The sequence below is a fragment of the Streptomyces sp. NPDC058092 genome, from assembly GCF_042884935.1.
Lineage (GTDB): Bacteria > Actinomycetota > Actinomycetes > Streptomycetales > Streptomycetaceae > Streptomyces.
Map to the genome: position 1 here is coordinate 40,215 of NZ_JBHVSY010000022.1, position 26,887 is coordinate 67,101.

The 26,887-nt window shown below is 70.2% G+C and carries 25 protein-coding genes and 1 pseudogene; 6 read left to right on the forward strand and 20 right to left on the reverse strand.

The window, feature by feature from the left end:
- Positions 1-86: 86 nt before the first annotated feature.
- Positions 87-671, reverse strand: a complete 585-nt coding sequence (pyrR, locus tag ACFVV1_RS29850) for a bifunctional pyr operon transcriptional regulator/uracil phosphoribosyltransferase PyrR (RefSeq protein ID WP_383753413.1) — start codon at positions 669-671, stop codon at positions 87-89.
- Between the two features lie 221 nt (positions 672-892).
- On the opposite strand from pyrR, the gene bldD reads away from it, so the two are divergent.
- Positions 893-1,393, forward strand: coding sequence for a transcriptional regulator BldD (gene bldD / locus ACFVV1_RS29855; protein WP_014157378.1), 501 nt, complete (start codon positions 893-895; stop codon positions 1,391-1,393).
- A 169-nt stretch (positions 1,394-1,562) separates the two neighbouring features.
- Here bldD and nusB read toward each other — a convergent pair whose 3' ends face one another.
- The 13 genes from nusB to ACFVV1_RS29920 all read right to left on the reverse strand — a co-directional run bounded on the left by nusB (position 1,563) and on the right by ACFVV1_RS29920 (position 15,064).
- Positions 1,563-1,994 carry a transcription antitermination factor NusB gene (gene nusB, locus ACFVV1_RS29860; protein WP_266745094.1) on the reverse strand — a complete coding sequence of 144 codons (432 nt, stop codon included), beginning with the start codon at positions 1,992-1,994 and terminating at the stop codon, positions 1,563-1,565.
- 2 nt (positions 1,995-1,996) lie between these two features.
- Positions 1,997-2,563, reverse strand: a complete 567-nt coding sequence (gene efp, locus ACFVV1_RS29865) for an elongation factor P (protein ID WP_389995467.1) — start codon at positions 2,561-2,563, stop codon at positions 1,997-1,999.
- 50 nt (positions 2,564-2,613) lie between these two features.
- Entirely contained in the window at positions 2,614-3,720 is a 1,107-nt protein-coding gene (locus ACFVV1_RS29870) for an aminopeptidase P family protein (RefSeq protein WP_389995470.1), read from the reverse strand.
- 102 nt (positions 3,721-3,822) lie between these two features.
- Positions 3,823-4,638, reverse strand: a complete 816-nt coding sequence (locus ACFVV1_RS29875; RefSeq protein ID WP_389995474.1) for a Pro-rich N-terminal domain-containing protein — start codon at positions 4,636-4,638, stop codon at positions 3,823-3,825.
- A 351-nt stretch (positions 4,639-4,989) separates the two neighbouring features.
- Positions 4,990-5,430 carry a type II 3-dehydroquinate dehydratase gene (gene aroQ / locus ACFVV1_RS29880; protein WP_389995477.1) on the reverse strand — a complete coding sequence of 147 codons (441 nt, stop codon included), beginning with the start codon at positions 5,428-5,430 and terminating at the stop codon, positions 4,990-4,992.
- Complete coding sequence (aroB, locus tag ACFVV1_RS29885; RefSeq protein ID WP_389995480.1) at positions 5,427-7,073, reverse strand: 3-dehydroquinate synthase; 1,647 nt, start codon at positions 7,071-7,073, stop codon at positions 5,427-5,429. Before aroB ends, aroQ begins: the two co-directional genes overlap by 4 nt.
- Positions 7,070-8,254: a chorismate synthase gene (gene aroC / locus ACFVV1_RS29890; protein WP_389995484.1), complete on the reverse strand. Its 1,185-nt coding sequence runs from the start codon at positions 8,252-8,254 to the stop codon at positions 7,070-7,072. The genes aroB and aroC overlap by 4 nt, the downstream gene beginning before the upstream one ends.
- A 147-nt stretch (positions 8,255-8,401) precedes the next feature.
- Complete coding sequence (locus ACFVV1_RS29895; RefSeq protein WP_389995486.1) at positions 8,402-9,229, reverse strand: shikimate dehydrogenase; 828 nt, start codon at positions 9,227-9,229, stop codon at positions 8,402-8,404.
- On the reverse strand, positions 9,226-10,998 hold the full coding sequence (mltG, locus tag ACFVV1_RS29900) for an endolytic transglycosylase MltG (RefSeq protein WP_389995489.1): 1,773 nt from the start codon (positions 10,996-10,998) through the stop codon (positions 9,226-9,228). Before mltG ends, ACFVV1_RS29895 begins: the two co-directional genes overlap by 4 nt.
- Before the next feature lie 95 nt (positions 10,999-11,093).
- Positions 11,094-11,567, reverse strand: a complete 474-nt coding sequence (gene ruvX, locus ACFVV1_RS29905; RefSeq protein WP_389995713.1) for a Holliday junction resolvase RuvX — start codon at positions 11,565-11,567, stop codon at positions 11,094-11,096.
- Between the two features lie 8 nt (positions 11,568-11,575).
- Positions 11,576-14,245 (reverse strand): alanine--tRNA ligase, encoded by a 2,670-nt coding sequence (alaS, locus tag ACFVV1_RS29910; RefSeq protein ID WP_389995492.1) that lies wholly within the window; start codon positions 14,243-14,245, stop codon positions 11,576-11,578.
- Complete coding sequence (locus ACFVV1_RS29915; protein ID WP_389995495.1) at positions 14,245-14,607, reverse strand: DUF6167 family protein; 363 nt, start codon at positions 14,605-14,607, stop codon at positions 14,245-14,247. Before ACFVV1_RS29915 ends, alaS begins: the two co-directional genes overlap by 1 nt.
- A gap of 7 nt (positions 14,608-14,614) precedes the next feature.
- Positions 14,615-15,064, reverse strand: coding sequence for a DUF948 domain-containing protein (locus tag ACFVV1_RS29920; RefSeq protein WP_389995716.1), 450 nt, complete (start codon positions 15,062-15,064; stop codon positions 14,615-14,617).
- Positions 15,065-15,283: 219 nt separating this feature from the next.
- On the opposite strand from ACFVV1_RS29920, the gene ACFVV1_RS29925 reads away from it, so the two are divergent.
- Positions 15,284-17,488 (forward strand): ATP-binding protein, encoded by a 2,205-nt coding sequence (locus ACFVV1_RS29925; protein WP_389995497.1) that lies wholly within the window; start codon positions 15,284-15,286, stop codon positions 17,486-17,488.
- A gap of 17 nt (positions 17,489-17,505) precedes the next feature.
- On the opposite strand, the gene rpsD is transcribed toward ACFVV1_RS29925, so the two are convergent.
- Complete coding sequence (gene rpsD, locus ACFVV1_RS29930; protein ID WP_030918857.1) at positions 17,506-18,120, reverse strand: 30S ribosomal protein S4; 615 nt, start codon at positions 18,118-18,120, stop codon at positions 17,506-17,508.
- A 188-nt stretch (positions 18,121-18,308) separates the two neighbouring features.
- Between rpsD and ACFVV1_RS29935 the strand changes: the two genes are divergently transcribed.
- A complete protein-coding gene (locus tag ACFVV1_RS29935) occupies positions 18,309-19,013 on the forward strand; it encodes a DUF2470 domain-containing protein (protein WP_389995500.1) in 705 nt (234 codons plus the stop codon).
- A gap of 63 nt (positions 19,014-19,076) precedes the next feature.
- Here ACFVV1_RS29935 and ACFVV1_RS29940 read toward each other — a convergent pair whose 3' ends face one another.
- Together ACFVV1_RS29940 and ACFVV1_RS29945 are read right to left on the reverse strand one after the other, a co-directional pair.
- The gene (locus ACFVV1_RS29940; protein ID WP_389995503.1) at positions 19,077-20,459 is read right to left on the reverse strand and encodes a replication-associated recombination protein A; all 1,383 of its coding nucleotides are present in this window, start codon (positions 20,457-20,459) and stop codon (positions 19,077-19,079) included.
- Positions 20,460-20,528: 69 nt separating this feature from the next.
- Positions 20,529-21,164 (reverse strand): vitamin K epoxide reductase family protein, encoded by a 636-nt coding sequence (locus tag ACFVV1_RS29945; RefSeq protein ID WP_389995506.1) that lies wholly within the window; start codon positions 21,162-21,164, stop codon positions 20,529-20,531.
- 163 nt (positions 21,165-21,327) lie between these two features.
- On the opposite strand from ACFVV1_RS29945, the pseudogene ACFVV1_RS29950 reads away from it, so the two are divergent.
- Positions 21,328-22,066 (forward strand): annotated as a pseudogene (locus ACFVV1_RS29950) (ATP-binding cassette domain-containing protein).
- 63 nt (positions 22,067-22,129) lie between these two features.
- On the opposite strand, the gene hisS reads toward ACFVV1_RS29950, so the two are convergent.
- Positions 22,130-23,392 carry a histidine--tRNA ligase gene (gene hisS / locus ACFVV1_RS29955; protein ID WP_389995509.1) on the reverse strand — a complete coding sequence of 421 codons (1,263 nt, stop codon included), beginning with the start codon at positions 23,390-23,392 and terminating at the stop codon, positions 22,130-22,132.
- A gap of 15 nt (positions 23,393-23,407) precedes the next feature.
- Positions 23,408-24,094, reverse strand: a complete 687-nt coding sequence (locus tag ACFVV1_RS29960; protein WP_389995512.1) for an MBL fold metallo-hydrolase — start codon at positions 24,092-24,094, stop codon at positions 23,408-23,410.
- 154 nt (positions 24,095-24,248) lie between these two features.
- On the opposite strand from ACFVV1_RS29960, the gene ACFVV1_RS29965 reads away from it, so the two are divergent.
- Both ACFVV1_RS29965 and ACFVV1_RS29970 read left to right on the forward strand, forming a co-directional pair.
- Entirely contained in the window at positions 24,249-25,043 is a 795-nt protein-coding gene (locus ACFVV1_RS29965) for a peptidylprolyl isomerase (RefSeq protein ID WP_389995514.1), read from the forward strand.
- Between the two features lie 203 nt (positions 25,044-25,246).
- Complete coding sequence (locus ACFVV1_RS29970; RefSeq protein ID WP_389995517.1) at positions 25,247-26,476, forward strand: DUF349 domain-containing protein; 1,230 nt, start codon at positions 25,247-25,249, stop codon at positions 26,474-26,476.
- Positions 26,477-26,524: 48 nt separating this feature from the next.
- Here ACFVV1_RS29970 and ACFVV1_RS29975 read toward each other — a convergent pair whose 3' ends face one another.
- Entirely contained in the window at positions 26,525-26,845 is a 321-nt protein-coding gene (locus tag ACFVV1_RS29975) for a hypothetical protein (protein WP_389995520.1), read from the reverse strand.
- Positions 26,846-26,887: the final 42 nt, after the last annotated feature.

Consider the following 26,887-nt stretch of genomic DNA (forward strand, 5'->3'; position numbering starts at 1 on the left):
TTCTCCGGAGGGCTGGAGGGTTCAGGCATGCGGGCGCGCGGAGGCGGACGTACGGGCTCGGGGTACGCCGTACGGGTGAAGTGCGGTTACTGCGCGCCCGCCGGGGCGGTCTGCTGGACACCGAGCAGCACGGCGTCGCGGCCGTCCTCCTCGGCGAGCTGGACCTTGACCGTCTCCCGCAGCGACGTGGGGAGGTTCTTGCCGACGTAGTCGGCACGGATCGGGAGTTCGCGGTGACCGCGGTCGACGAGGACCGCGAGCTGCACCGCGCGGGGCCTGCCGATGTCGCCCAACGCGTCGAGCGCGGCGCGGATCGTGCGGCCCGAGAAGAGGACATCGTCGACGAGGACGACCAGGCGGCCCTCGATGCCCTCGCCGGGGATCTCGGTGCGGGCCAGGGCGCGCGCCGGGCGCAGCCGGAGGTCGTCGCGGTACATGGTGATGTCGAGGGAGCCGACCGGCATCTTCCGGCCGGTGATCTCCTGGAGTTTTTCGGCGAGCCGGCGGGCGAGGAAGACGCCCCGCGTCGGGATGCCGAGGAGCACCACATCGTCGGCGCCCTTGGCGCGTTCGACGATCTCGTGGGCGATCCGGGTCAGTACTCGGGCAATGTCGGGAGCCTCGAGAACGGGGCGTGCCGCGTTGCCGGTGGCTTCGTGCTGTGCGTCCATAAGAAACGGACCTCCTTCTCCGCCTCACGGGACGGATCTTAAAGGACGTCTAAATTGCGTCATCAACGTTACCAGGGCTTGCGCCAGGCCCTGGTCGCACCCCCGGAAGGTGCCGGTCCGGACCATTCGGCTTGACGCAGCCAAGTAACGCTGCGTAACCTCACAGTGAGTTACCAGCCACGCGGCGGAGCCGCAGAATGTCCCAGCGTCCGGGGAGCCTTATGTCCAGCGAATACGCAAAACAGCTCGGGGCCAAGCTCCGTGCCATCCGCACCCAGCAGGGCCTCTCCCTCCACGGCGTGGAGGAGAAGTCGCAGGGCCGCTGGAAGGCCGTCGTGGTCGGTTCGTACGAGCGCGGCGACCGTGCCGTGACCGTACAGCGTCTGGCCGAGCTCGCGGACTTCTACGGGGTCCCGGTGCAGGAGCTCCTGCCCGGCACGACGCCCGGCGGTGCCGCCGAGCCGCCGCCGAAGCTCGTCCTGGACCTGGAGCGCCTCGCCCACGTCCCGCCGGAGAAGGCCGGGCCGCTGCAGCGCTATGCCGCGACGATCCAGAGCCAGCGCGGGGACTACAACGGCAAGGTGCTCTCGATCCGCCAGGACGACCTGCGCACGCTGGCCGTCATCTACGACCAGTCGCCGTCCGTGCTGACGGAACAGCTGATCAGCTGGGGCGTACTGGACGCGGACGCGCGCCGCGCCGTCGCCCACGACGAGGGCTGAGACCCCTTCGCAGAAACGTGCCGCCGTGTTGGCGCGGGCACCCTCCGGGTGCCCCGTCGGCACGGCGTTCTCGTTGTACGGCAACCGGGTGCGCGGCAAGCCGGCGCTCCATGACGAAGGGCCCACGGCCATCCGGCCGTGGGCCCTTCGTCGGCTGAACGCCGCCGAACTACTGCTCCCGGCGAAGGTTCGGCTTGAGGTCCTTGAACCGGGCGAGCAGCCCGTTCACGAAGGACGGTGAGTCATCGGTGGAGAACTCCTTGGCGAGCTGGACCGCCTCGTCGATCACCACCGCGTCCGGGGTGCCGTCCTCCCAGATCAGCTCGTAGGCACCGAGCCGCAGGATGTTCCGGTCGACGACCGGCATGCGGTCGATCTCCCAGTCCACGGCGTAGGTCACGATGAGGTCGTCGATCCGGTCCGCGTACTGCGCGTACCCCTCGACGAGCTCCATCGTGTACTCGGTGACCGGCGGCTGACGGGTGTCGGTCCGCGAGTGCCGCACCCAGTCCGCGAGGACCGTCTGCACGGACTCACCGCGCTGGTCGGCCTCGAAAAGGATCTGGAAGGCGCGCTTGCGGGCCTTGTTCCGGGCAGCCACGGTTAGCTGTTCACCCGGCCGAGGTAGTCGCCCGTGCGGGTGTCGACCTTGATCTTCTCACCCGTGGTGATGAAGAGCGGGACGCCGATCTCGTAGTCGGTCTCCAGCGTGGCGGGCTTGGTGCCACCGGTGGAGCGGTCGCCCTGGACGCCCGGGTCGGTGTGCTGGACGGTCAGCTCGACGGCGGCGGGCAGCTCGACGTAGAGCACCTCGCCCTCATGCTGGGCGACGGAGGCGGTGAAGCCCTCGATCAGGAAGTTGGCGGCGTTGCCGACAGCCTTGCGGTCGACCATGAGCTGGTCGTACGTGTCCATGTCCATGAAGACGAAGTACTCGCCGTCCATGTACGAGAACTGCATGTCGCGACGGTCGATGGTGGCCGTTTCGACCTTCACGCCGGCGTTGAACGTCTTGTCGACGACCTTGCCGGACAGCACGTTCTTGAGCTTGGTGCGCACGAAGGCCGGGCCCTTGCCGGGCTTGACGTGCTGGAACTCGACGACGGACCAGAGCTGGCCTCCGTCGAGCTTGAGCACCAGGCCGTTCTTGAGGTCGTTCGTGGAAGCCACGGTTGCGGAATCTCCTGGACTGAAGCTGGTGGAACGACCGAGGATGCGCGCTAGAGCGCGAGCAGCTCCTTGGTCGTAATGGTGAGTAGCTCGGGTCCGCCGTCCGCCTCGGGGCGCACGACGAGCGTGTCATCGATCCGGACCCCGCCCCGGCCCGGGAGGTGGACCCCCGGTTCGACGGTGACCGGTACACAAGCGTCCAGTTTACCCATGGCCGCAGGTGCCAGCTGCGGGTCCTCGTCGATTTCGAGCCCCACCCCGTGACCCGTCCACGGTGCGAGGCTCCGGCCGTGGCCCGCGGAGTCCAGGATGTGGCGGGCCGCGCGGTCCACATCGCGGTAGGCCGCGCCCGGTACGAGGGCCTCGCGCCCGGCCCTCTGAGCGGCGAAAACCAGGTCGTAGAGCTCGATCTGCCAGTCGGCGGGCGTCGTCCCGATGACGAACGTACGGCCGATCTCGCAGCGGTAGCCGCGATAGTTGGCGCCGAGGCAGACGGAGAGAAAATCCCCTTCCTCCACCCGTCGGTCCGAGGGGCGGTGGCGGCCCTGGCCGGAGTTCGGCCCGGTGGCCACGGAGGTGGCGAAGGCGGGGCCGTCGGCGCCGTGGTCCACCAGGCGGCGCTCCAGCTCCAGGGCGAGATGGCGTTCGGTGCGGCCCACCAGGATCGATTCGAGGAGTTCGCCCAGGGCCTGATCGGTGATCTCGGCGGCGATCCGCAGGCAGGCGATCTCCTCCTCGTCCTTGACGACCCGGAGCTGCTCGACGGTGGCTCCGAGATCGGCGAGCCGGAGCCGCGGGGCGACCGAGCCCATGGCCCGGTGGCGGGAGACCGTCAGATGGTGTTCCTCGACGGCCAGGGACTCCGCGCCGGAGGAACCGGCCAGAGCGGCGGCCGCGACCACCGGATCGCCGTCGCTGTCCGGCAGCGGGGACACCCGCAGCTGGTCGTCCGTGCGCCCGTCGGAGGGATCGTCGGCCGGGTCGCGGGGGCAGAGCAGCACGTCCTCGCCGGGGCCGAGCAGCAGCACGGCACCCGGGGGCGCTCCGCCCGCTAGATAGCGGACGTTGGCGGGGCGGGAGACCAGAGCGGCCGCGGATCCGACGGCGGCGCACCGGTCGCGGAGCTGCCCGCGGCGGACGGCGTACACGTCTGACATGTCACGAGCCTACGAGCGGTGGCGCGGGCCTGCTCGGTCAGCGCACCCGACCGGGGGCCGCGGCCTGCCCTCACCGGACCGGGAGCGCCGCCCCGTGATGGTTCACCAGGGCGGTGGGCTGGCTATGGAGCGGGCGAGTATGTCGTCGAGGACGCGGGCGGTGGTCTCCACGTCGTACGTCGAGTTGTCGATGATCGGCAGTCCGGAGCCGTACCACCCGGCCATCCGGCCGTGGATCCGGGCGACCTCCTCGTCCGAGAGGCGGCGGTTCCCGCTGCGGGCGGCATTGCGCTCCAGCACGACCTCCAGGCCGGGCAGCAGGACGACGGGCAGCAGTCCGGGACCGACATGGCGTTTCCAGCCGCCCAGGCCGACGACCGGCCGGTCCGGGAACACGGCGTCGTCCAGGATGCAGGAGATGCCGTTGGCGAGGAAGTTGCGGGCGGCGAAGCCACAGGTGCGGCGGGCGAGGCGGTACTGGGCCTCGGAGTGGTCGTTCCACCCGGTCTGGGGGTCGGCGAAGCCGGAACAGACCCATTCACGGACGTCGTCGAGGCTGACATGGGCCGTGGGAACCCGGCGGCGGCTGGCCCAGAGCTTGGCCACGGTGGTCTTGCCGGCGCCCGCGGGACCGATCAGCAGGACGGCGAGGGTCGCGCTGCCGGTGCCGGGCCCGGCGGGTGGCGCGGGCAGCGGGACGGGGCCGCCGGGCGGCAGCTGGACGTGCCCGGTGGTCTCCCTGGAGGCCGGGGCGTGCTGCGGGGCGGGGCCGCTCCAGCCCCGGGGCGTGGGGAGCGCGGGAGGGGTGGTGGGCGGCGGCCCCGGATGTCCGGGGTGCTGGGCCTGGTGCGTCCAGCCGACAGGTCCGCTTCCGGGGCCTTGGGGCGGCGGCAGCGGGGCCCCCACTGCGTGCTGCATCCGGTGCCACTCCGTCTCGTACAGGCAACTGGCGCTGGTGGAACGGCAACCGTACCGTCCCCGGCCGCCACTGAGGGAACGGCCGGGGACGGTCCACGGTGCCCGGTCGGCCAGGGTCTTTCGTTTGGATCAGGCCGGATCAGGGAGCGGCCCGCCGCGGAGCGGCTGATGTCACCGTGGTGCCGTGCATCGCAAGGCGGAGGAAGGAGCCCGATGGGGTCTCCCCTGCTCGAGCGGAGCCGAGAGCGGGGGAAGACCGACGACAACGCGGCGAGACGCGGTGCCGGGGCACGCGAGCCCGGCATGATCCGAACGAGAGGCCCTGGGCCGGCCGTCCGGTGTACGGGTCCGTCAGTCGGCCAGCTCGTCCGCCAGGGCACGCAGAGCGAGGCGGTAGGAACCGATCCCGAACCCGGCCACCGTCCCGGTGGCGACCGGTGCGACCACGGAGTTGTGGCGGAATTCCTCCCGTGCGTACGGGTTCGAGATGTGCACCTCGATCAGCGGGGCGGTGCGCTGGGCCGCCGCATCCCGCATGCCGTACGAATAGTGGGTGAAGGCCCCCGGGTTGAGAACGACCGGAATTGAACCGTCCGCGGCCTCGTGGAGCCAGCGGATCAGCTCGCCCTCGTCGTTGGTCTCCCGGACGTCGACGGCGAAGCCGAGCTCGTTGCCGAGCGCCTGGCAGGTCTCGACGAGCCCGGCATAGGACGTCGCGCCGTACACATCGGGCTCGCGGGAGCCGAGCCGGCCGAGGTTCGGCCCGTTGAGGACGAGGACCCGGCGGGTCACGCCGACACCTCCCCGTAGGCGGCGAGCAGCACGGCCGGATCGGGGCCCTCCAGCACGGTGGGCTTGCCGAGGCCGTCGAGGACGATGAAGCGCAGCAGGTCGCCGCGGGACTTCTTGTCGACCTTCATGTTCTCCAGCAGCTTGGGCCACTGGTCGCCGCGGTAGGTGAGCGGGAGTCCGACGGACGCCAGGACGGCGCGGTGCCGGTCGGCGGTGGCGTCGTCGAGGCGTCCGGCCAGCCGGCCCAGCTCGGCGGCGAAGACCATGCCGACCGAGACGGCCGCGCCGTGCCGCCACTTGTAGCGCTCGTTCTTCTCGATGGCGTGGGCCAGGGTGTGGCCGTAGTTGAGGATCTCGCGCAGCCCGGATTCCTTGAGGTCGCTGGAGACGACCTCGGCCTTGACCCGGATGGCCCGCTCGATCAGCTCGGCGGTGTGCGGCCCGGTGGGCGTACGGGCGCCTTCCGGGTCCGCCTCGATGAGGTCGAGGATCGCGGGGTCGGCGATGAAGCCGGCCTTGATGATCTCGGCCATGCCGCTGACGTAGTCGTGCACGGGCAGCGAGTCCAGCGCGGCGAGGTCGCACAGGACCCCGGCGGGCGGGTGGAAGGCGCCGACGAGGTTCTTGCCCTCGGCGGTGTTGATGCCGGTCTTGCCGCCGACGGCCGCGTCGACCATGGCGAGCACCGTCGTGGGTACGGCGATCCAGCGGACCCCGCGCAGCCAGGTCGCCGCGACGAATCCGGCCACGTCGGTGGTGGCTCCGCCGCCGACGCCGACGATGACGTCGGTGCGGGTGAAGCCGGTCTGCCCGAGCGCCTTCCAGCAGTAGGCCGCGACCTCGACGGTCTTGGCCTCCTCGGCGTTCGGCAGCTGGATCGCGATGGCCTCGTAGCCCTGCTCGGCGAGGTCCTGGCGGACCGCCTCACCGGTCTCGGCGAGTGCCTCGGGGTGCAGAACGGCGACCCGCTTGACGCGGTCGCCGATGAGCGTGGGCAGTTCACCGAGGAGCTGCCGGCCGATCAGCACCTCGTACGGGTCGGTGCCCGCGCTGCCGGCGATCTGGATACGGGTGGGGCCCTGCTCGGTCATACGTGTGTTCTCCCGGCCGGGGGTGACGGGGTCGTCCGTGCGCTCCGGCAGTTCCAGTGCGTCGAGGACCGCCTGGGCGACCTCTTCGGGGGTGCGCTCGTCGGTGGCGACGGTCACCCGGGCCACCTCGGTGTACAGGTGCCGGCGGGCGTCCATCAGCTCACGCCACTGCCGGCGCGGGTTGACGGCGAGCAGCGGGCGGGCGGTGTTCAGGCCGACCCGCCTGACGGCCTCCTCGACGTCCATCGAGAGATAGACGACGGGGTGGTCGGCGAGCAGCGCGCGGGTCGTCGCGTCGAGCACGGCGCCGCCGCCGAGGGAGAGGACGCCCGTGTGCTCGGCGACGGCCGCGTGCACGGCCTGTCGCTCCAGCTCGCGGAAGTGTTCCTCGCCCTCGTCGTAGAAGATCTCGGGGATCGGCTTGCCGGCCGTGGCGACGACGTCCGCGTCGGTGTCCCGGTAGGTGGTGCCGAGCCGGGCGGCGAGCAGTTCACCGACCGTGGACTTGCCGACGCCCATCGGCCCGACGAGGACGATCAGCGGGCCGCTCATCGGATCTGCAGGTGGTCGAGGTACGACTGCACGTTGCGACGGGTCTCCGCGACGCTGTCGCCGCCGAACTTCTCCGCGACGGCGTCGGCCAGGACCAGTGCGACCATCGCCTCGGCGACGATGCCCGCCGCCGGAACGGCGCAGACATCGGAGCGCTGGTGGTGGGCCTTGGCGGGCTCACCGGTGACGACGTCGACGGTGGCGAGCGCGCGCGGCACGGTCGCGATGGGCTTCATCGCGGCGCGGACCCGCAGCAGCTCACCGGTGGTCAGACCGCCCTCGGTACCGCCGGAGCGGCCGGAGGCGCGCTTGATGCCGTCCTCGGTGACCAGGATCTCGTCGTGCGCCTCGGAACCGGGGACCCGGGCCAGATCGAAGCCGTCGCCGACCTCGACCCCCTTGATGGCCTGGATGCCCATCAGGGCCGCGGCGAGCCGGGCGTCGAGGCGGCGGTCCCAGTGGACGTGCGAGCCGAGGCCGACGGGCACTCCGTACGCCAGCACCTCGACCACGCCGCCGAGGGTGTCGCCGTCCTTGTGGGCCTGGTCGATCTCGGCGACCATTTCCTTGCTCGCGGCGGCGTCGAGGCAGCGCACCGGGTCGGCGTCGAGCTTCTCGACGTCGGCGGGCGTGGGGTAGACACCGTAGGGAGCCTTGGCCGCGGCCAGTTCGACGACGTGGCTGACGATCTCGATGCCCGCGGTCTCCTTGAGGTACGACCGCGCGACGGCGCCGAGCGCCACCCGGGCCGCGGTCTCCCGGGCGCTGGCGCGCTCCAGGATCGGCCGGGCCTCGTCGAAGCCGTACTTCTGCATGCCCGCGAGGTCGGCGTGGCCGGGGCGGGGGCGGGTCAACGGGGCGTTACGGGCCAGCTTGGCCAGTTCGTCGGGGTCGACCGGGTCGGCCGACATGACCTGCTCCCACTTGGGCCACTCGGTGTTGCCCACCATCACGGCGACCGGGGAGCCCATGGTGAGACCGTGCCGCACCCCGCCGAGGAAGGTGACCTCGTCCTTCTCGAACTTCATCCGCGCACCGCGGCCATAACCGAGCCGCCGCCGGGCGAGTGCGTCCGCCACCATCTCCGTGGTGATCGGGACGCCGGCGGGAAGACCCTCCAGCGTCGCCACGAGTGCGGGGCCGTGCGACTCCCCCGCGGTCAGCCAGCGCAACCTGCTCAACGGTGCTCCTCATGCTCGCGCCTGGAACTGCGACGGCGCGACCGGGTGCGCGGCCCTGGCCCGCCGCCTTCGATCCTCCCACGGCCGGGGGAGTGAACCGGTCGCCGGTCCAGCAGACGGACGCCTTCCGTCGCGGGCGCGCGGGGGTCAGCGGGCGGCGAGCGCCGCTTCCCCGGCCTGCCGCATGGCCAGGAGCGGAGCGGGCGCGCGGCCGGTCATCTGCTCGACCTGGAGGACGGCCTGGTGCACCAGAAGGTCGAGACCTCCGACGACTGTGCCGTTACGAGCCGCCCAGGCGGCCGCGAGTCCGGTCGGCCAGGGCTCGTACAGCACATCGAAGAGCGTGCCCGGCCGGTCCGGCACGGCGCCGGTCAGCGCGTCCGTGGCACCGGCCGGAGTGGTGGCGATGACCAGGGGAGCACGCAGCGCTTGCTCGGCCTCTGCCCAGTCGGAGATCCGGACGTCGACGCCGAGTCGTTCGCCCCAGCCGCGCATCTCGACGCCACGTTCCCGACTGCGGACGTACGCCGTGACCGGTCCCGTACAGATCGCGGACAGCGCGGCGAGCGCCGAGGAAGCGGTCGCTCCGGCACCGAGCACGGCGGCCGAGTCGGTCTTCTCCACACCGCGTTCGCGCAGCGCGGCGATCATGCCGGGGATATCGGTGTTGTCGCCGGTCCTGCGGCCGTCCTCCGTGAAGACGACCGTGTTGACGGCTTCCACCGACGATGCCGTCTCGCTGACGGAGTCCAGCAGCGGGATGATCGCACGCTTGAGCGGCATGGTCAGCGAGAGCCCGGCCCAGGTGGAATCGAGCCCCGCTATGAAGGCGGGGAGGCCCGCCTCGTCGACGTCGAACCGGTCATACGTCCAGTGGGTGAGGCCGAGTTCGGCGTATGCGGCCCGGTGCAGGACCGGAGAGAGCGAGTGGGCGATGGGCGAGCCGAGGACGGCTGCCCGTCGGATGGTGCTCACTGGCCCGACCTCTCCTGTTCGTATTTCTTGCGATTCCGCTCGTGCTCTGCGTTGGTCACCGCGAACAGCGTCTTGTCCTCAGTCACCGACACGAAGTAGTACCAGGGGCCGGGAGTAGGCTTGATTGCCGACTGCAGCGCGGCATCACCGGGATTGTTGATCGGGCCCGGCGGCAAACCGTGGATGTAATACGTGTTGTACGGGTTCTTGAACTTCCGTTGGTCCGACACCGCGCCGATATCGAGTGTGCTCTGCTTCTTCGCGTAATTGACGGTGGAGTCGAAGTCGAGCAGGCCATTGGTCTCGGTGTTGTTGGGCTTGAGCCGGTTGTAGACGACGCGCGAGACCTTGTCGAAGTCGTGCTTGTACTTGCCCTCGGCCTGGACGAGGCTGGCGACCGTGATCAACTGCCAAGGGCCCTTGAGACCCAGCTTCTCGGCGTTGCCATCCAGGTCGACCTTGTCGTACTCCTCGTTGGCACGGGAGACCATCTTCTTCAGGACGGCCTCCGGCTTCATGCCCTTGGTAACCGGGTAGGCCGCCGGGTAGAGGAACCCTTCCAGAGGATCGAGGATGTCCGGGTGGTCGTTGGCCCAGTCCGGCAGACCCAGGCTGCCCGACTGTTTCTTGGCGACCCCGCTGGTCGTCCCGCTCTTGACGCCCAGCCTCTTGTCGATCGAGGCGTAGACGAGGCGGTTGGGTGTGCCCTCGGGAATCACCAGAAGATTCTGGCTCTTCGGGTCGAGCATCATCTTCACGGCCTCGGCCGCGGACATCTTCTCGTGGAGCAGATAGACGCCTGCCTGGATGGACTTGCCCTTGGGGTTGTCGTTCTGCGCGGCGACGAACGCGTCGACGCTCTTGACGACACCCTTCTGCTTCAGGATGTTGCCGATGTCGTAGCCGAAGGCGTTCTTCTGGATCTCGACCTCGACCTCGCCGGTGCCCGTGCCGGTGTAGTCGGGCGCCGCGCCGAATTTGGCCTGCCAGTACGAGTATCCGAGGTAGCCCACTCCCCCGAGGCCGCCGACCAGGACCACCGAGACGACCAGGCAGGCACAGCCGCTGCGGCTCTTCTTCTTGCCCTTGCCCCGGCGTTCGTTGCCGCCACGACTGCCGCGGCGTGACTCACGCGGGTCGTCGTCGTACTCGTCGTCCTTGTCGCCCCCGTCGTCCGCGCCCGTGAAGAAGGGGTGGGTCTCCTCCGGCTGGACCTCCGGGTCCCAGTCGGGACTCTGCGCGGGGGCCTGCTCGGGAACGTCCTTCCGGTGGCCCGGGGGCTGCGGCGGCGGATAGGCCTCCGGCGTGCCGTAGTAGTCATGCGTCTCGCCGTAACCGGGCTGCCGGCCGCCGTACTGGTCGGCCGACTGAGGGTCGTAGGGCATCCCGGCGGACTGCTGCCCGGTGTCCCAGCCACCGTTGTTGTACTGGGGCTGCCGGGGCTGCTGGGGCTGCTGGGGCTGCTGGGGCTGCTGGGGCTGCTGGGGCTGCTGCTGCGCATACGGGTCCTGCGGGACTCCGTACGCGGGCTGCTGCTGGTACGGCTGCTGCTGCGCGTACGGATCCTGCTGTGTGTACTGGTCCTGCTGCGGCTGCTGCGGCTGCGCGTAGGGGTCCTGCGGGTAGGGGTCCTGCGGGTAGGGCTGCTGCTGGCCGCCGTACTGGTTCTGGCCGTGGGCAGGCTGCTGCCCTCCCCATCCCTGGTCCCCGTACAAGGGGTCCTCGGGATGCCACGGTTCGGAGCCGGGGCCCCGGCCATACTCAGTCATCGATCCCCTAGAGCCGCGAGACGACATTCCGTCTCTTTGCTGTGCGGTGTTTGTTCGAACACCGCCGCATCGCGCGGAACGTTACCGTATCGCGATCAGAGAGCCACTTCGACGCCTTCGCCCGGGGCTTTACCCGAGGCCCGTTCGGACTCCAGAGCGTTCTGAAGGATCACCACAGCGGCAGCCTGATCGATGACGGAACGGCCTTTCTTGGACTTCACGCCCGAGGCGCGCAGTCCTTGACTGGCCGTCACTGTGGTCATCCTCTCGTCCACCAGCCGCACCGGAATGGGTGCGACCGAGCGGGCGACCTCCTGGGCGAAAACGCGGACCTTGGCAGCGGCAGGGCCTTCACCGCCGCCGAGGGACCGCGGCAGGCCGATGATGATCTCGATCGGCTCGTACTCCTGGACGATCTGTCCGAGCCGCCGGTGGGCCGCCGGGACATCGCGCCCCGGAACGGTCTCCACCGGCGTGGCGAGGATTCCGTCGGGGTCGCACGAGGCGACCCCGATCCGGGCGTCCCCGACGTCGATCGCGAGCCGACGGCCGCGGCGCATCTGCGTCATCCCCGCCGTCACGCAGTCTCGGTGACGAGGCGTTCGACAGCGGCCACGGCGGCGCCGATGGCCTCGGGGTTCTGGCCGCCGCCCTGGGCGACGTCCGGCTTGCCGCCGCCACCGCCACCGAGGGTCTTGGCGGCCATACGGACCAGGTCGCCGGCCTTGAGTCCGCGCTCGCGCGCGGCCTCGTTGGTGGCGATCACGGTCAGCGGGCGGCCGTTGGCGGTGGCGAACAGGGCCACGACGGCCGGGCGGCCGCCCTGGATGCGGCCGCGGACGTCGAGGACGAGCCTGCGCAGGTCGTCGGCCGAGGTGCCGTCGGGCACCTGACCGGTGACGAGGGCGAGGCCCCGTACGTCCCTGGCCGAGTCGGCCAGTCCGGCGGCGGCCTGGAGGACCTTCTCCGCGCGGAACTTCTCGATCTCCTTCTCGGCGTCCTTCAGCTTGCCGAGCATTCCGGCGATCTTCTCCGGGAGCTCCTCGGAACGGCCCTTGACCAGCTCCTGGAGCTGGGCGACGACCGTGTGCTCCCTGGCGAGGAAGTTGTACGCGTCGACGCCGACGAGGGCCTCGATGCGGCGCACACCGGAACCGATGGACGACTCGCCGAGCAGCTTCACCAGGCCCAGCTGGGCGGTGTTGTGGACGTGCGTACCGCCGCAGAGCTCCTTGGAGAAGTCGCCGATGGTGACGACCCGGACCCGCTCGCCGTACTTCTCGCCGAACTCGGCGATGGCGCCCTGCTTCTTGGCCTCGTCGATCGACATGACCTCGGCCTGGACGTCGAGTTCGCGGGCGAGGACCTCGTTGATCTTCTGCTCGACGTCGGTGAGGACCGTGCCGGGTACGGCGGCGGGCGAACCGAAGTCGAAGCGGAAGCGGCCCGGCGAGTTCTCCGAACCGGCCTGGGCGGCCGTCGGGCCCAGTGCGTCGCGCAGCGCCTGGTGCGTGAGGTGCGTGGCGCTGTGGGCCCGGGCGATGGCGCGGCGGCGGGTGGTGTCGATGGCGGCGTAGACGGAAGCTCCGACGGTCACCTCGCCGACCTGCACCGAACCCTTGTGGACGGAGACGCCCGGGACGGGCTGCTGGACATCGCGGACCTGGATGACGGCGCCGCTGTCGAGCCGGATCCGGCCCTGGTCGGCGAGCTGGCCGCCGCCCTCGGCGTAGAACGGGGTGCGGTCCAGGACGACTTCGATCTCGTCGCCCTCGGTGGCGGCGGGCGACGGCACGCCGTCGACGAGCAGGCCGACGATCGTCGACTCGCCCTCGGTGGCGGTGTAGCCGGTGAACTCGGTGATGCCGGAGTTGTCGGCGACCTCGCGGTAGGCGGACAGGTCGGCGTGGCCGGTCTTCTTGGCCTTGGCGTCGGCCTTGGCACGCTCCCGCTGCTCCTTCATCAGGCGGCGGAAGCCGTCCTCGTCCACGGCGAGGCCTTGTTCCGCGGCCATCTCCAGGGTGAGGTCGATCGGGAAGCCCCAGGTGTCGTGGAGCAGGAACGCCTTGTCACCGGCGAGCACCTTGCCGCCGGCGGCCTTGGTCTCGGTGACGGCGGTGTCGAGGATGTTGGTGCCGCCCTTGAGGGCCTTGAGGAAGGCGGCCTCTTCGGCGAGGGCGACGGTCTCGATGCGCTTGCGGTCGGTGATCAGCTCCGGGTACTGCTGCCCCATCGTGTCGATCACGACATCGACCAGGTCCTTGACGACGGGTCCGGTGGCACCCATCAGGCGCATGTTGCGGATGGCGCGGCGCATGATGCGGCGCAGCACATAGCCGCGGCCCTCGTTGCCGGGGGTGACGCCGTCACCGATGAGCATCGCGGAGGTACGGATGTGGTCGGCGACCACGCGGAGCGAGACGTCCGAACCGTGGTCGGCGCCGTACTGGACACCGGTCAGCTCGGTGGCCTTGTCCATGACGACACGCAGGGTGTCGGTCTCGTACATGTTCTGTACGCCCTGCAGGATCATGGCGAGGCGTTCCAGGCCCAGACCCGTGTCGATGTTCTTCGACGGCAGGTCACCGAGGATCGGGAAGTCCTCCTTGCCGTCACCGGCGCCCCGCTCGTACTGCATGAAGACCAGGTTCCAGATCTCCACGTAGCGCTCGTCGTTGACGGCCGGGCCGCCCTCGACGCCGAACTCGGGGCCGCGGTCGTAATTGATCTCGGAGCAGGGGCCACAGGGACCGGGCACGCCCATGGACCAGAAGTTGTCCTTCTTGCCCAGACGCTGGATGCGCTCGGCCGGTACACCGATCTTGTCGCGCCAGATCTGCTCGGCCTCGTCGTCGTCGAGATAGACCGTGATCCACAGCCGCTCGGGGTCGAGACCGAAGCCGCCGTCCGCCACGGAGCTCGTCAGAGCCTCCCAGGCGTAGCTGATGGCGCCTGCCTTGAAGTAGTCGCCGAAGGAGAAGTTGCCGCACATCTGGAAGAACGTGCCGTGCCGGGTGGTCTTGCCGACCTCCTCGATGTCCGGCGTACGGACGCACTTCTGCACGCTGGTCACGCGCGGGGCGGGCGGCTTGACCTCGCCGAGGAAGTACGGCTTGAAGGGGACCATGCCCGCGGGGACCAGCAGCAGAGTCGGATCGTCCGCGATGAGCGACGCCGAAGGGACGACGGTGTGACCGCGCTCCTCGAAGAAGCTCAGCCAGCGGCGACGAATTTCAGCCGACTCCATCAGTGGTCCTCATTCCGGTTGTACGAGTTGTAGGGGAGCGTGCGGTAGTGGGTGCCTTCGAGGGGCCGGTCCGGTCCGACGGACTCGGCCGCCTCGACGGCGAAGTGGCGCCGTACGGGGAGCTCGGGGTCGACCGGTGCCTCCAGGCCCAGCGCCTCGCCCAGTTCGGCCTCGCGCCGGGCCATGGACTCACGGACGTCCAGAGCGAAGTCCTTGAGCTTGTGGCCGGTCTCGATCGCCTTGTCGGCAGCCTGCGCCGCGAGGCTCTCGGGGGTCAGCTGCCTGAGCTTGCGGTTGACCTTGGTGGTGGCCCAGACACCGGCGGCGGCGCCGGCGGTGAACCAGAACGTACGGCGGAACATCGCTGCGTCAGTCCTTCGATCCGCGGGAGTTTCTGCCGCTGCGCTTCCTGCCGCGCGCGGACGGAACGGTACGGCCGACGATCACCGTACGACGGGACGGCCGGCGCGCAGGTTCCGCTTCCGGACTGGTCTTGCGGCCGATGGCCTGGCGCACCCCGTAACCGAACGCGGCGACCTTGACGAGCGGGCCGCCGAAGGTCGAGGCGACGGTGGTGGAGAGCGCCGAAGCGTTGGAGGTGACTTCCTGGACGTCCGTGGCGATCGCGTCGACCTTGTCGAGCTGGGTCTGCGCGGAGCGCACGGTGGCGGAGGCGTCGGCAAGCAGCGGGACCGCCTGCTCGGTCACGTCCGCCACGAGCTTGGTGGTCGCCCTGAGCGTCTGGGCCAGCCTCACCAGCACGACGGCGAGGAACGAAACCAGGATCGCCCAGAAGACGGCCACCAGGATCCCGGCCACCTCTCCACCGGACACAGTGCACCGCTCTCTAGCTTGTCGCTGTCTCTGTACTGTCTGTTCTCTGCTCGGTCCGCCGACCGCTGCCGCAGCAGCCAGTCGTCGTCACCCGAGCCTATCGCGCCGGTGGGCGCGCCCCGTACCGCATTACCGGCGGCAAGGACCGCAGTTGGCCTGAGGAGATTGTACGGAGAGCTCCGGCGCCAGTACTCTGCGTGTTTCATGCGACGCCCCCAGCGCCCCTTTCCGTCCCCCCACGATCCGGGTTGCTCCGGAGCCGCCCCCGGCAATCTGCCCGCGGAACTGAACAGATTCGTCGGGCGGGAGGACGAACTGGCCGATCTCGGCCGGCTGCTGAACGAATCGAGGCTCGTCACCGTGGTCGGGGTGGGCGGGGTGGGCAAGACCCGCTGCGCCACCAGGGTCGCGGCGCTCACGGAGAAACGGTACTGCGACGGTGTCCGGATGGTGGAGCTGTCCGCCATCCACGACGCCGAGCTGCTGGAACATGCGCTGATAGACGCCCTCGGACTCACCGATCACACCAGCAGACCGCCCCGCACGACACTCCTCGAACACCTTGCCGGACGCCAACTCCTCCTGGTGGTCGACGGTTTCGAGCATCTCGTGGACGCCTGCGCCGAACTCGTACGTGAACTGCTGCGCCGGGCCCCGCAACTACGGGTGCTGGCCGCCGGGCGGCTGCCCCTGGAGCTGGACGGCGAGCTCACCTTCCCGCTCGCGCCGATGACGGACGAGGACGCGATGCTGCTCTTCGCGGAGCGGGCCGCCGCGGTGCGGCCGGAGTTCCGGCTGACCGACCACCATCACGCCACCGCGCGGGAGCTGTGCCGTCGGCTGGACGGGATCCCGCTCGCGCTGGAACTGGCTGCCGGACGGCTGCGCGCCCTGTCCACCGAGCAGGTGCTGCAGCGCCTGGACGACCGCTTCCGGCTGCTGACCGGCTCCAGCCGGAGCGCGCCTGCGCGCCACCAGACGCTCCGTACGGCCATCGGCTGGAGTCATGAACTCTGCGTTCCGGAGCAGCGGCTGCTGTGGGCGCGGCTCTCGGTGTTCGCCGGGCAGTTCGATCTGGAGGCCGTCGAATACATCTGCAGCGGTGCCGATCTGCCGGCCGGGTCGGTGCTCGATGTGCTCTCCGGGCTGCTGACACAGTCCGTCGTCGTGCGCGAGGACTCGGCGGCAGGCACCCGCTACCGGATGCTGGACACGGTCCGGGAGTACGGGGCCGAGTGGCTGGAGGCCACCGGTGACACGGACCGGTTGCGACGCCGCCACCGGGACTGGTTCCTGGGTCTTGCCACCTGGTGCGAGCTCGACTGGTTCAGCCCGCGGCAGGGTGAGGTGGCCGCCCGGGTCGAGAGCGAGCTGCCGAATCTGCGGCGGGCGATGGAGTGTTCGCTGGAGAGCCCGGGCGAGGCCCACCTCGCGACGTATCTGGCGGGCACTCTCTGGTTCCTCTGGGTGGGCTGCGGACGCCTCTCGGAGGGCCGGCACTGGCTGGGCCATGTGCTGGAGGAGGAGACGCCGTGCGACTCCTCGCGGCTCAAGGCGCTGTGGGTGCTCGGGCATGTGGCTGTCCTGCAGGGCGACCCGGTCGGCGCGATCGCCGCACTGCAGGAGTGCCGGGACGAGGCGGAGCGGGCCGACGACGCCACGGCGCTCGCGTACGCGGTGCACCGGATGGGGTGTCTGGCACTGGTCACGGACGACATGGTCAGGGCGCAGGAGCTGCTGGCCGAGGCGCTCGGCCGCTACCAGGAGCTCGGCGAGCTGAACAGCAACGTGCTGATGGCCCGGATCGAGCTGGCGATGGCGGTCGGGTTCCACGGCGATCTGGACGGCGCGGCCGCGATCTGTGAGGAGGTCAGGGAGATCTGCGAGGACCACGGGGAGCGGTGGGCCCTCTCGTACGCGCTGTACGTACTGGCCTTCGCGGCGCTGCAACGGGGCCGGCCCGACCGGGCCCGGGAACTGCTCGGGGAGTCCCTGGCGATCGGCCACGCCTTCCACGATCTGCTCGGCTCGGTGCTCGCCCTGGAGCTGCTGGCTCTGGTGACGGCGGTCGAGGGGGACGCGGCGGAGGCGGCGGTGCTGCAAGGGGCCGCCGACCGGATCTGGCCGTCGGTGGGACTGCCGCTGTTCGGTTCGGCGTACTACGGGCAGCCCCGGGCCCGGTGCGAGGAGCTGGCCCGCCGGGAGCTGGGCGACGGCCCCTACGAATCGGGGCTGCGCGCGGGCGGGCGGCTCGATCTGGACGCGGCGGTGGCCAGGGCGCTGGCGAGCGGACCCGCGGACCGGCCGCGGACGCCGGGGCGTTCTCCCGGGCCGCCGACGGCCCCCGGGAGAACGCGGCGGCCCGCCGCCTCCCGTACGACGGGGAGGGGCGGGCCGGAGCGCTGGTGAGAGCGGCTACGCCTGGATCAGCGGGCGTAGTACTCGACGACGAGCTGCTCGTCGCAGATCACGGGGATTTCCTTGCGGTTCGGGTCCCGGTCAAGGCGGAAGGCCAGGGCCTTCAGGTTCACCTGCAGGTAGCGCGGGGTCTCGCCGTCGGGGGCGTAACCACCCTCGCGGGCAACCTGGAAGGGGTGCTTGTCGCGGCTGCGCTCGCGGACCATCACGATGTTGTCGGGACGGACACGGAAGGACGGCTTGTCGACCTTGCGGCCGTCGACCTCGATGTGACCGTGCACGACCATCTGGCGGGCCTGGTAGATGGTGCGGGCGATACCCGAACGCAGAACCAGGGCGTCGAGACGACGCTCGAGCTCGACGACCAGCGCCTCGCCCGTCTTGCCCTCGGCCTTCTTGGCGCGGTCGTAGGCACGCGCCATCTGGCGCTCGCTGATGTCGTACTGGGCACGCAGACGCTGCTTCTCCAGCAGACGGACCTTGTAGTCCGAGTTCTGCTTGCGACCACGGCCGTGCTCGCCCGGCGGGTAGGGGCGGGCCTCGAAGTACTTGACGGCCTTCGGCGTCAGCGCGATGCCGAGCGCACGGCTCTTCTTGACCTTGGGACGCGACTGGTTAGGCACGTTCTCCAGACCTCCATCGTAGGTTAGGTTAGGCTCACCTTACTTGAGGAGATCGCATGTCTCGCCCGGGGAACACCACACACATCACGGACAGCACTGACAGCGTCGACACCCCTCAGGGTGCCGATACGACGGAGGACCGATCAGATCGTGGTCAGCCGCGTCCCGGCGGGCTTGAAAACACTCGGATGCCGTCAGCAGCCGAGCGCACACGAACTCTCGTACAGAGTACCTGTTCGGCGGTGCTGCTCGTTCCCGGGCTGAACGGGGCCGGCCCGGATCAGCTGATGCCGTCGACCAGGAATGTGGGCCCCGACGGGGGTCTGTTTCTCGAACTCCCCGTGGATTCCCCGGCCGTACGGGCCGCGACACACGCCGAGGGCGACGGGCCGACCGCTGTGCTGGAGATCACGGACGTCGCCCCGGTCTCCGTACCGCACCGCATCCGCGGGCACGCCCGGCTCTCCGGCCGGCTCGCCACCGTACCCGGTGTGTCGGGGCCCGGCCGGATGACGCTCCGGCTGGAGACGGGCGAGGCGTACGTCGACGATCTGTGGGGCGCCGAGGAGGTCGGGCCGGAGGAATTCCGGGACGCGGCGCCCGACCCGCTCGTCGGACACGAGGCGGAGCTGCTGCAGCATCTGCACGCGGCGCACGGCGAACAGCTGGGCACGTTGTGCGGGCTGCTGGGCGAGCATTCGGCCCGTCGCCGCTGCGCGGCCCACCGGCCCTCCGTCGTACCGCTCGCGCTGGACCGGTACGGACTGCGGGTACGCGTCTGCGAGGACCGGCGGCGGTGCTTCGACGCACGCTTCGAATTCCCCGAGCCGGTGCGCGACATCAGCGAACTGCGCCACGCCATGCACACGCTCTTCGAGGCAGCGGCGAACTGAACGGAGGGACCGCTTCCCGACGGCCTTCCGGCCTCGCCCGGCCTCAGGTCCCGCCCGTCCCCGTCAGTCCGTGGACGGGCTCGCGTCGCCCTCGGAGCCCGAGCGGCCGAGGCGCTCGCGGACCCGCTCCACCACATCCGCGTAACGCGCCTCCGCGCCGTAGCGCGTGGGCCGGTAGTAGTGCTTGTCGCGCACGGCGTCCGGGGCGTACTGCTGGGCGGCGATGCCGCCGGGGACGTCGTGCGGATACACATAGCCCTGGGCGTGGCCCAGCTTGGCCGCGCCCTTGTAGTGGCCGTCGCGCAGATGGGCCGGGACAGGGCCCGCGAGCCCCTTCCGTACGTCCTCCTGGGCGGCGAAGATCGCCAGCGTCGCCGCATTGGACTTCGGGGCGAGGGCCAGGGCGATCGTGGCATGGCTCAGGGTGAGGGCCGCCTCCGGGAATCCGATCATGGCCACCGCCTGGGCGGCCGCGACGGCGATGGGCAGTGCCGTGGGGTCGGCGAGACCGATGTCCTCGCTGGCCGAGATCATCAGCCGTCGGGCGATGAACCGAGGATCCTCCCCCGCCTCGATCATCCGGGCCAGGTAATGCAGCGCGGCATCGACGTCGGAGCCGCGGATCGACTTGATGAGTGCGCTCGCCACGTCGTAGTGCTGGTCGCCGTCCCGGTCGTACTTGACGGCCGCGCGGTCGACCGTTTCCTCCAGGGTCAGGAGGGTGATCTCCTTCTCCTGCTTGGACAGCGCCGCACCGGCCGCCGCCTCCAGCGCCGTCAGCGCCCGACGGGCGTCGCCGCCCGCGATACGCAGCAGATGTGCCTCGGCGTCCCCCAGCAGCGCCACCGCGCCGCCCAGCCCGCGCTCGTCGGTGAGGGCGCGCCGCAGCAGGCCGCGCAGATCGTCGTCGGTGAGCGATTCCAGGGTGAGCAGGAGCGAGCGCGACAGCAGCGGCGAGATGACCGAGAAGTACGGATTCTCGGTGGTCGCGGCGATCAGGGTCACCCAGCGGTTCTCCACGGCCGGGAGCAGGGAGTCCTGCTGTGCCTTGGAGAAGCGGTGGATCTCGTCGAGGAAGAGGACGGTCTCCTTGCCGTAGCCGCCGGTGGCGCGGCGGGCACCCTCGATGACGGCCCGTACTTCCTTGACGCCCGCGGTGATCGCGGAGAGCTCGACGAAGCGCTTGTTGGTGGCCTTGCTGACCACGTACGCGAGAGTCGTCTTCCCAATGCCGGGCGGGCCCCAGAGGATCACCGACGAGGGCCCCGCGGGCCCGCCGTTCCCCTCGCCGACGAGGCGGCGCAGCGGCGAGCCCGGCTTGAGCAGATGCTGCTGGCCGACGACCTCGTCGAGGGTGCGGGGGCGCATCCGGACAGCCAGGGGGCTGCTGGACGGGTCCTTCTCCTGGCGGTCTTCGGCGGCTGCGGTAAAGAGGTCGGGCTCCACGTTTTGAAGCCTATGTCACGGCACCGACATCCCTGCCGGGCCGGTTGCCCGGCGGGAGCCGCGGTCCGGTCAGCTGGTCCAGAAGTCCCACCAGCGGGTCAGGATCAGCATGCCGATGATGCCGACCCACAGGACGGGAGGAACCCAGTGGAACTCCGTCAGCCCGTTGCGCAGCCAGTTCGGCGCGGGCAGGATCCGGTGCTTGATGTTGTGCGTGGTGACGTAGCAGAACATGAAGATCGTGGCGACCCAGGCCAGGCAGCACCACAGGCAGAGCGAGTTGATGTTGTAGAGCGACTGGTACTGGAGCCAGGTGCAGAAGCCGACGCCGAACAGCATGCCGGCGTTCATCCCCAGCCAGTACCAGCTGCGGAAGCGGGCACCCGCGAGCAGTGCCAGGCCGATGCCGATGATCACTGAGTAGGTGACCAGACCGAGCATCGGGTTCGGGAAGCCGAAGGCGGCCGCCTGCTCGCTCTTCATGATGTTGCCGCACGCGACGACCGGGTTGAGGCTGCATCCCGGTGTGAAGTTGGGGTCTTCCAGCAGCTTGAACTTGTCGATCGTGATGACCCAGGCGGCGAGGAGTCCGGCGGCGCCCGTGATCACCAGCAGCAGTGCCAACGCCCGGCTGCCGCCGATGGTCCTCTTCCCGCCGTCCTCTTCCTGGTCGGAGGAGGGGTGGTCTACCGCTGCAGTCGTCATATCGCCGTTCCATCAGTGAGTGGCCTGCTGGGCATGGTCATTGTGCCGCACCGCATCGCGGGTCTTCCGTTCGATGGACATAAAGGTGTACGCGAAGCCTCACGCACGACCGGTACGGAACCCGCCGGTCCGCGGGAACATCCGGACCACGACTCGATGTGCGGTGGAGGTGCGCGGACTGCGCACGCGCTACGGCGAACTGACCGCGGTCGACGGCTTGGACCTGGGGATCCGGCGGGGCGAGGTGTTCGGAATCCTCGGACCGAACGGGGCCGGGAAGAGCACGACCGTGAAGATTCTGCAGGGCCGTCGCAGCCGTGACGGGGAACCGTGTCGGTGCTCGGCGTGGCCCCGGCTTCCGCCGACCGCCGTTGGCGTTCGCGGGTCGGAGTCGTCTGGCAGGATGAATCCGCGCCCGCCGAGTTGACGGTGCGCGAGACGGTGACGCATTTCGCCCGCTCCTACCCGAGGCCGCGCGACTGCGAGGACGCCGTCCAGTGGCTGACCTTCGGGTGGATCTTCCTGCTGGGGATCACTGCCTGCGCGCTGCTGGGTATCGCGATCAGCAGTGTGCCGAGGTCGGGGCGGAGCGCGACCTCGGTGGTCGTCCTGCCCTTCCTCGTCCTGCAGTTCATCTCCGGTGTCTGCATCCCGTTGTCTCCGGTGTCTGCATCCCGTTCATCGGGCTGCCCGACTGGATGCGGAACATCGGCGCGCTGTTCCCGCTGAAGTGGATGTGCCAGGGCTTTTGCGGTGTGTTCCTGCCCGAGTCGGCTGCCGTGATCGAGCAGGCGGGAAGCTGGGAGTACGGGAAGACGGCGCTGGTGCTGGGGGCCTGGTGCGTCGCCGGTCCGGTGCTGTGTCTGCTGACCTTCCGGCGGAAGGACCGGCGCGACGACTGAGCGGGGGGGCGTCGCCGGTCGCCGGGCGGGCTGGGATGACAGCCCGCCCGGCGGCCGGGGGCGCTACGCCAGGCGCTCGCGGATCGTCTCGGCCACGTCCGCCAGGGGGACCGCCGTCTGCTCGCCGGACTCCATGTCCTTGAGCTGGACGACGCCCTCGGCCAGGTCCCGCTCGCCCGCGACGATCGTGAACCGGGCGCCCGAGCGGTTCGCGCTCTTCATCGCACCCTTGAGGCCGCGGTTTCCGTACGCGAAGTCCGCCGCCACGCCCTCGCGGCGCAGCTGCGTGACGATCCCGAAGAGCACCCGCCGGGCCTCCTCGCCGAGCGGTACCGCAAAGACGCTGGTGGCCGCGGGCAGTTCGAGCTCGATGCCCTCCGCCTCCAGCGCGAGCACCGTACGGTCCACGCCGAGCGCCCAGCCGACCGACGGGAGCGCAGGGCCGCCGATCATCTCGGACAGGCCGTCGTAGCGGCCGCCGCCGCCCACCGCGGACTGCGAGCCGAGTCCGTCGTGGACGAACTCGAAGGTGGTGCGGGTGTAGTAGTCGAGGCCGCGGACGAGCTTCTCGTCGTCCTCGTACACCACACCGGCCGCGGAGAGCAGGTCGCGTACCTCCTCGTGGTACGCCTTGCAGGCGTCGCACAGGTAGTCGCGCAGTACCGGGACGCCGGCCAGCTGCTTCTGCACCTCGGGCCGCTTGTCGTCGAGGACCCGGAGCGGGTTGATCTCGATGCGGCGGCGGGTGTCCTCGTCCAGGTCGAGCTCGCGCAGGAAGCCCTGGAGCGCGTCCCGGTAGACGGGGCGGCACTCCTTGTCGCCCAGCGAGTTGAGCAGGATGCGGAAGTTCCGCAGACCCAGCGTGCGGTAGGCCTGGTCGGCCAGGATGATCAGCTCGGCGTCGAGCGCCGGGTCCTCGGCGCCGATGGCCTCGGCACCGACCTGCGAGAAGTGCCGGTAGCGGCCCTTCTGCGGGCGCTCGTAGCGGTAGTAGGAGCCGGAGTACCAGAGCTTCACGGGCAGGTTGCCGAGCTTGTGGAGGTTGGCCTCCAGCGCGGCGCGCAGCACGGACGCGGTGCCCTCGGGGCGCAGCGCCAGCTGGGAGCCGCCCTTGGTGGTGAGGGTGTACATCTCCTTGGTCACGATGTCGGTGGACTCACCGACACCGCGCGAGAAGAGGGTGACGTCCTCGAAGCCGGGCGTCTCGATGTAGCCGTAGCCGGAGTTCTTCAGGGGTGCGGCGATCGCCTCGCGCACCGCGAGGTACTTCGCGGAGTCGGGCGGGGTCAGGTCGTACGTGCCCTTGGGGGCCTTGAAGGTGCTCACGGTTTTTTTCTCTCGTCACATTCCTCGTCGGGGCGCGTCCATACCGTGCAGATACGGATTCGAGGCGCGCTCGCGGCCGATGGTCGTCTGGGGGCCGTGGCCGGACAGCACCACGGTCGAGTCGTCGAGCGGCAGGCACACGCGGGCCAGCGACTCGAGCAGCTCGGCGTGGTCGCCGCCGGGCAGGTCGGTGCGTCCGACGGAGCCGGCGAAGAGCAGGTCGCCCGAGAAGAGGATCTGCGGAACATCCGCGGCCTGGGGCATCCTGAACGTCACCGACCCCTTGGTATGGCCGGGCGCATGCGCGACACCGAACTCCAGACCGGCCAGCTTCAGCAGAGCGCCGTCGCTCAGCTCCTTGACGTCGTCCGGCTCCCCCACCGTCAGCTCGCCCATGAGCGGCATCCCGATGGAGCGGCCGAGGGCCTTCTCCGGGTCGCTCATCATGTACCGGTCCTCCGGGTGGATCCAGGCGGGGACGTCGTGCGCTCCGCACACCGGGACGACCGAGGCGACGTGGTCGATGTGGCCGTGGGTCAGTACGACGGCGACGGGCTTCAGCCGATGCTTCTTCAGTGCTTCCTCGACTCCGGATGCGGCCTGATGGCCCGGGTCGATGATCACGCACTCCTCGCCTGCGGCCGGGGCGACCAGGTAACAGTTGGTCCCCCAGGCTCCGGCGGGGAACCCGGCAATGAGCACGATCGTCCTTACTGGTCGTCCGACGATGGATTGCGACTGAGAAGGTCGCGGCAGTTCAGAGCCTACCGGCGCTCCTCATTCCACAGCTAACCCATATACGGTACGGGCAGCCCAGGCCCCATCCCCATCACACGACCAACAAGGAGATCACCCGGTGGTCAGCAGCGATCAGCGGCGGCGGCAGCTCGCCAGGGAGAAGTTCGAGCGGCAGCAGCAGCGCCGGGAGGAGGCCCGTCGCCGGACACGGCGGCTGACGGTCGTCATCGCGTCCGCGGTGGCCGTGGTGGCGGTCGTCGGGGTGGGCGCGTATCTCGCCCTCGACGCAGACGGCGACGGCGACGGCAAGAAGGACAAAAGCGATGCGGCCGCGAGCCCCTCGGCTTCGCCGTCGCCGAGCGAGAGCAGCGCGCCGGAGCCCGCGATGAAGATCGACAAGACGTCGAAGTACGCGATGTCGCTCAAGACGAGCCAGGGCGACATCGCGTTCACGATGGACGCGGCGAAGACCCCGCACACCACGAACTCGTTCAAGTCGCTGGCCGACAAGGGCTTCTTCGGCGGTACGAAGTGCCACCGGCTGACCACGCAGGGCATCTTCGTCCTGCAGTGCGGTGACCCCAAGGGCGACGGCACGGGCGGCCCCGGCTACACCATCCCGGACGAGAATCTGACCGCGCTGGGCAAGGCGGGCAAGGACAGCACGGTGACCTATCCGGCGGGCACGGTGGCGATGGCGAACACCGGACAGGCGCACACCGGCGGCAGCCAGTTCTTCCTGGTGTACAAGGACAGCAAACTGCCGCCCACCTACACCCCGTTCGGCACGATGGACGACGCCTCGCTGAAGGCCGTCAAGGACATCGGTGCGGCGGGTGTGGCCGGCGGTGCCGCTGACGGTGCGCCGAAGAAGGCCGTGGACATCTCGAAGGCCGCTGTCGCGAAGTCGTGACGCGGCCGGGGCGGCCGGACCGTGCCGTCCGGTGGTGACGGCGAAGCGCGGGCCGGATTATTTTCAGCCGCGCTGAGTGCGGACAGCCGGGCGGCCGGTCGCCTAGATTGGCGTTGTGCAGGGCGGGCGCTGCCCGCCCCAGGAAACTGTGGACGATGCCAGGGGGGCGAACCCTCTCGCAGGCATCAGGTGGAGGAGGCGCTGTGAGCAGCGACCCGTGGGGCCGTGTCGATGAGACGGGCACCGTGTACGTGCGTACAGCCGATGGCGAGCAGGTCGTCGGATCGTGGCAGGCGGGTTCCCCCGAGGAGGCTCTGGCCTACTTCGAGCGCAAGTACGAGGGCATTGTGGTCGAGATCGGCCTCCTCGAACGGCGGGTGAAGACCACCGACCTGTCGGCGAAGGACGCCACGACCGCCATCGAGCATCTGCGCGTGCAGGTGGACGAGCATCACGCCGTCGGCGACCTCGACGCGCTCCGTAAGCGACTCGACGCGCTGGCCGCAACGGTCGAGTCGCGGCGCGAGGAGCGCAAGGCCCAGAAGGCGAAGCAGACCGACGAGGCGAAGCACGCCAAGGAGGCGCTGGTCGCCGAGGCCGAGGAGCTGGCGCAGAGCGAGCAGTGGCGCTCCGCGGGCGAGCGGCTGCGCGCGCTCGTCGACACGTGGAAGGGCCTTCCGCGGCTCGACCGCAAGTCCGACGACGAGCTGTGGCACCGCTTCTCGCACGCCCGCTCGGCGTTCTCCAAGCGCCGCAAGGCCCATTTCGCGTCGCTGGACGCCCAGCGCGAGGAGGCCCGTAAGGCCAAGGAGAAGCTGGTCGCGGAGGCCGAGTCGCTGTCCGGTTCCACGGACTGGGGGACCACGGCCGCCCGTTACCGGGACCTGATGACGGAGTGGAAGGCGGTGGGCCGCGCCCAGCGCGAGTCCGAGGACGATCTGTGGAACCGTTTCCGCGGTGCTCAGGACGTCTTCTTCGCCGCCCGCAGCGAGGTCTTCGCCGAGCGGGACGCGGAGCAGGGCGAGAACCTCAAGCTGAAGGAGGAGCTCGCCGCCGAGGCCGAGAAGCTGATGCCGGTGCAGGACCTGAAGGCGGCCAGAGCCGCGTTCCGGGCCATCAACGAGCGCTGGGAGGCCATCGGCCATGTGCCGCGTGACGCCCGCCCGAAGGTCGAGGGGCGGATGCACGCGGTGGAGCGGGCCCTGCAGGAGGCCGAGGAGTCGGAGTGGCGCCGGACGAACCCGGAGGCGCGTGCGCGCGCCGCGGGTCTGACGGGTCAGCTGCAGGCGGCCGTGGACAAGCTGCGTACGCAGATCGACACGGCCCGCGCCTCGGGCAACAATGCCCGGGCCGACAAGCTGGCCAGGGAGCTCGAAGGCCGGCAGGCGCTGCTGGACCAGGCGCTGAAGGGCCTGGAGGAGTTCGGCGGCTGAGCCCGCGGCTGTCCGTTCGCCGTGGTACGTCAGGCCGGAGGGCCCCTGTCATGGACGGGGGCCCTTCGGCCTGTTCGGGGCGAGGAGGTGCGCGCCGTTCTCGGTGGTGGGGCTGGTGGGTGCGGGTCGGTGCCAGTCGGCGGCGCCACCGGTCAGCACGGGGTGGCCGCCCTCGGCCGGGGAGAGTTCCCGCGGGGCCTCGATGGCGGGGTCCTCGACGGCGTCCGGGGCGGCGGCGTCACCGGAATCCGCTCCCGCCGCCCGTTCGGCACGCCGCTGCCCGAGGGCGCCGTACCCGATCAGGGCCGCGCCGGCCGCCATCGGGCCGAGCAGGACCGGCGTCGGCCTGAGCAGCCCCGGCTCGGTCATTTACTTAAGGTATCTACACTCTGCCTCCTCCTTCGCGGAAGC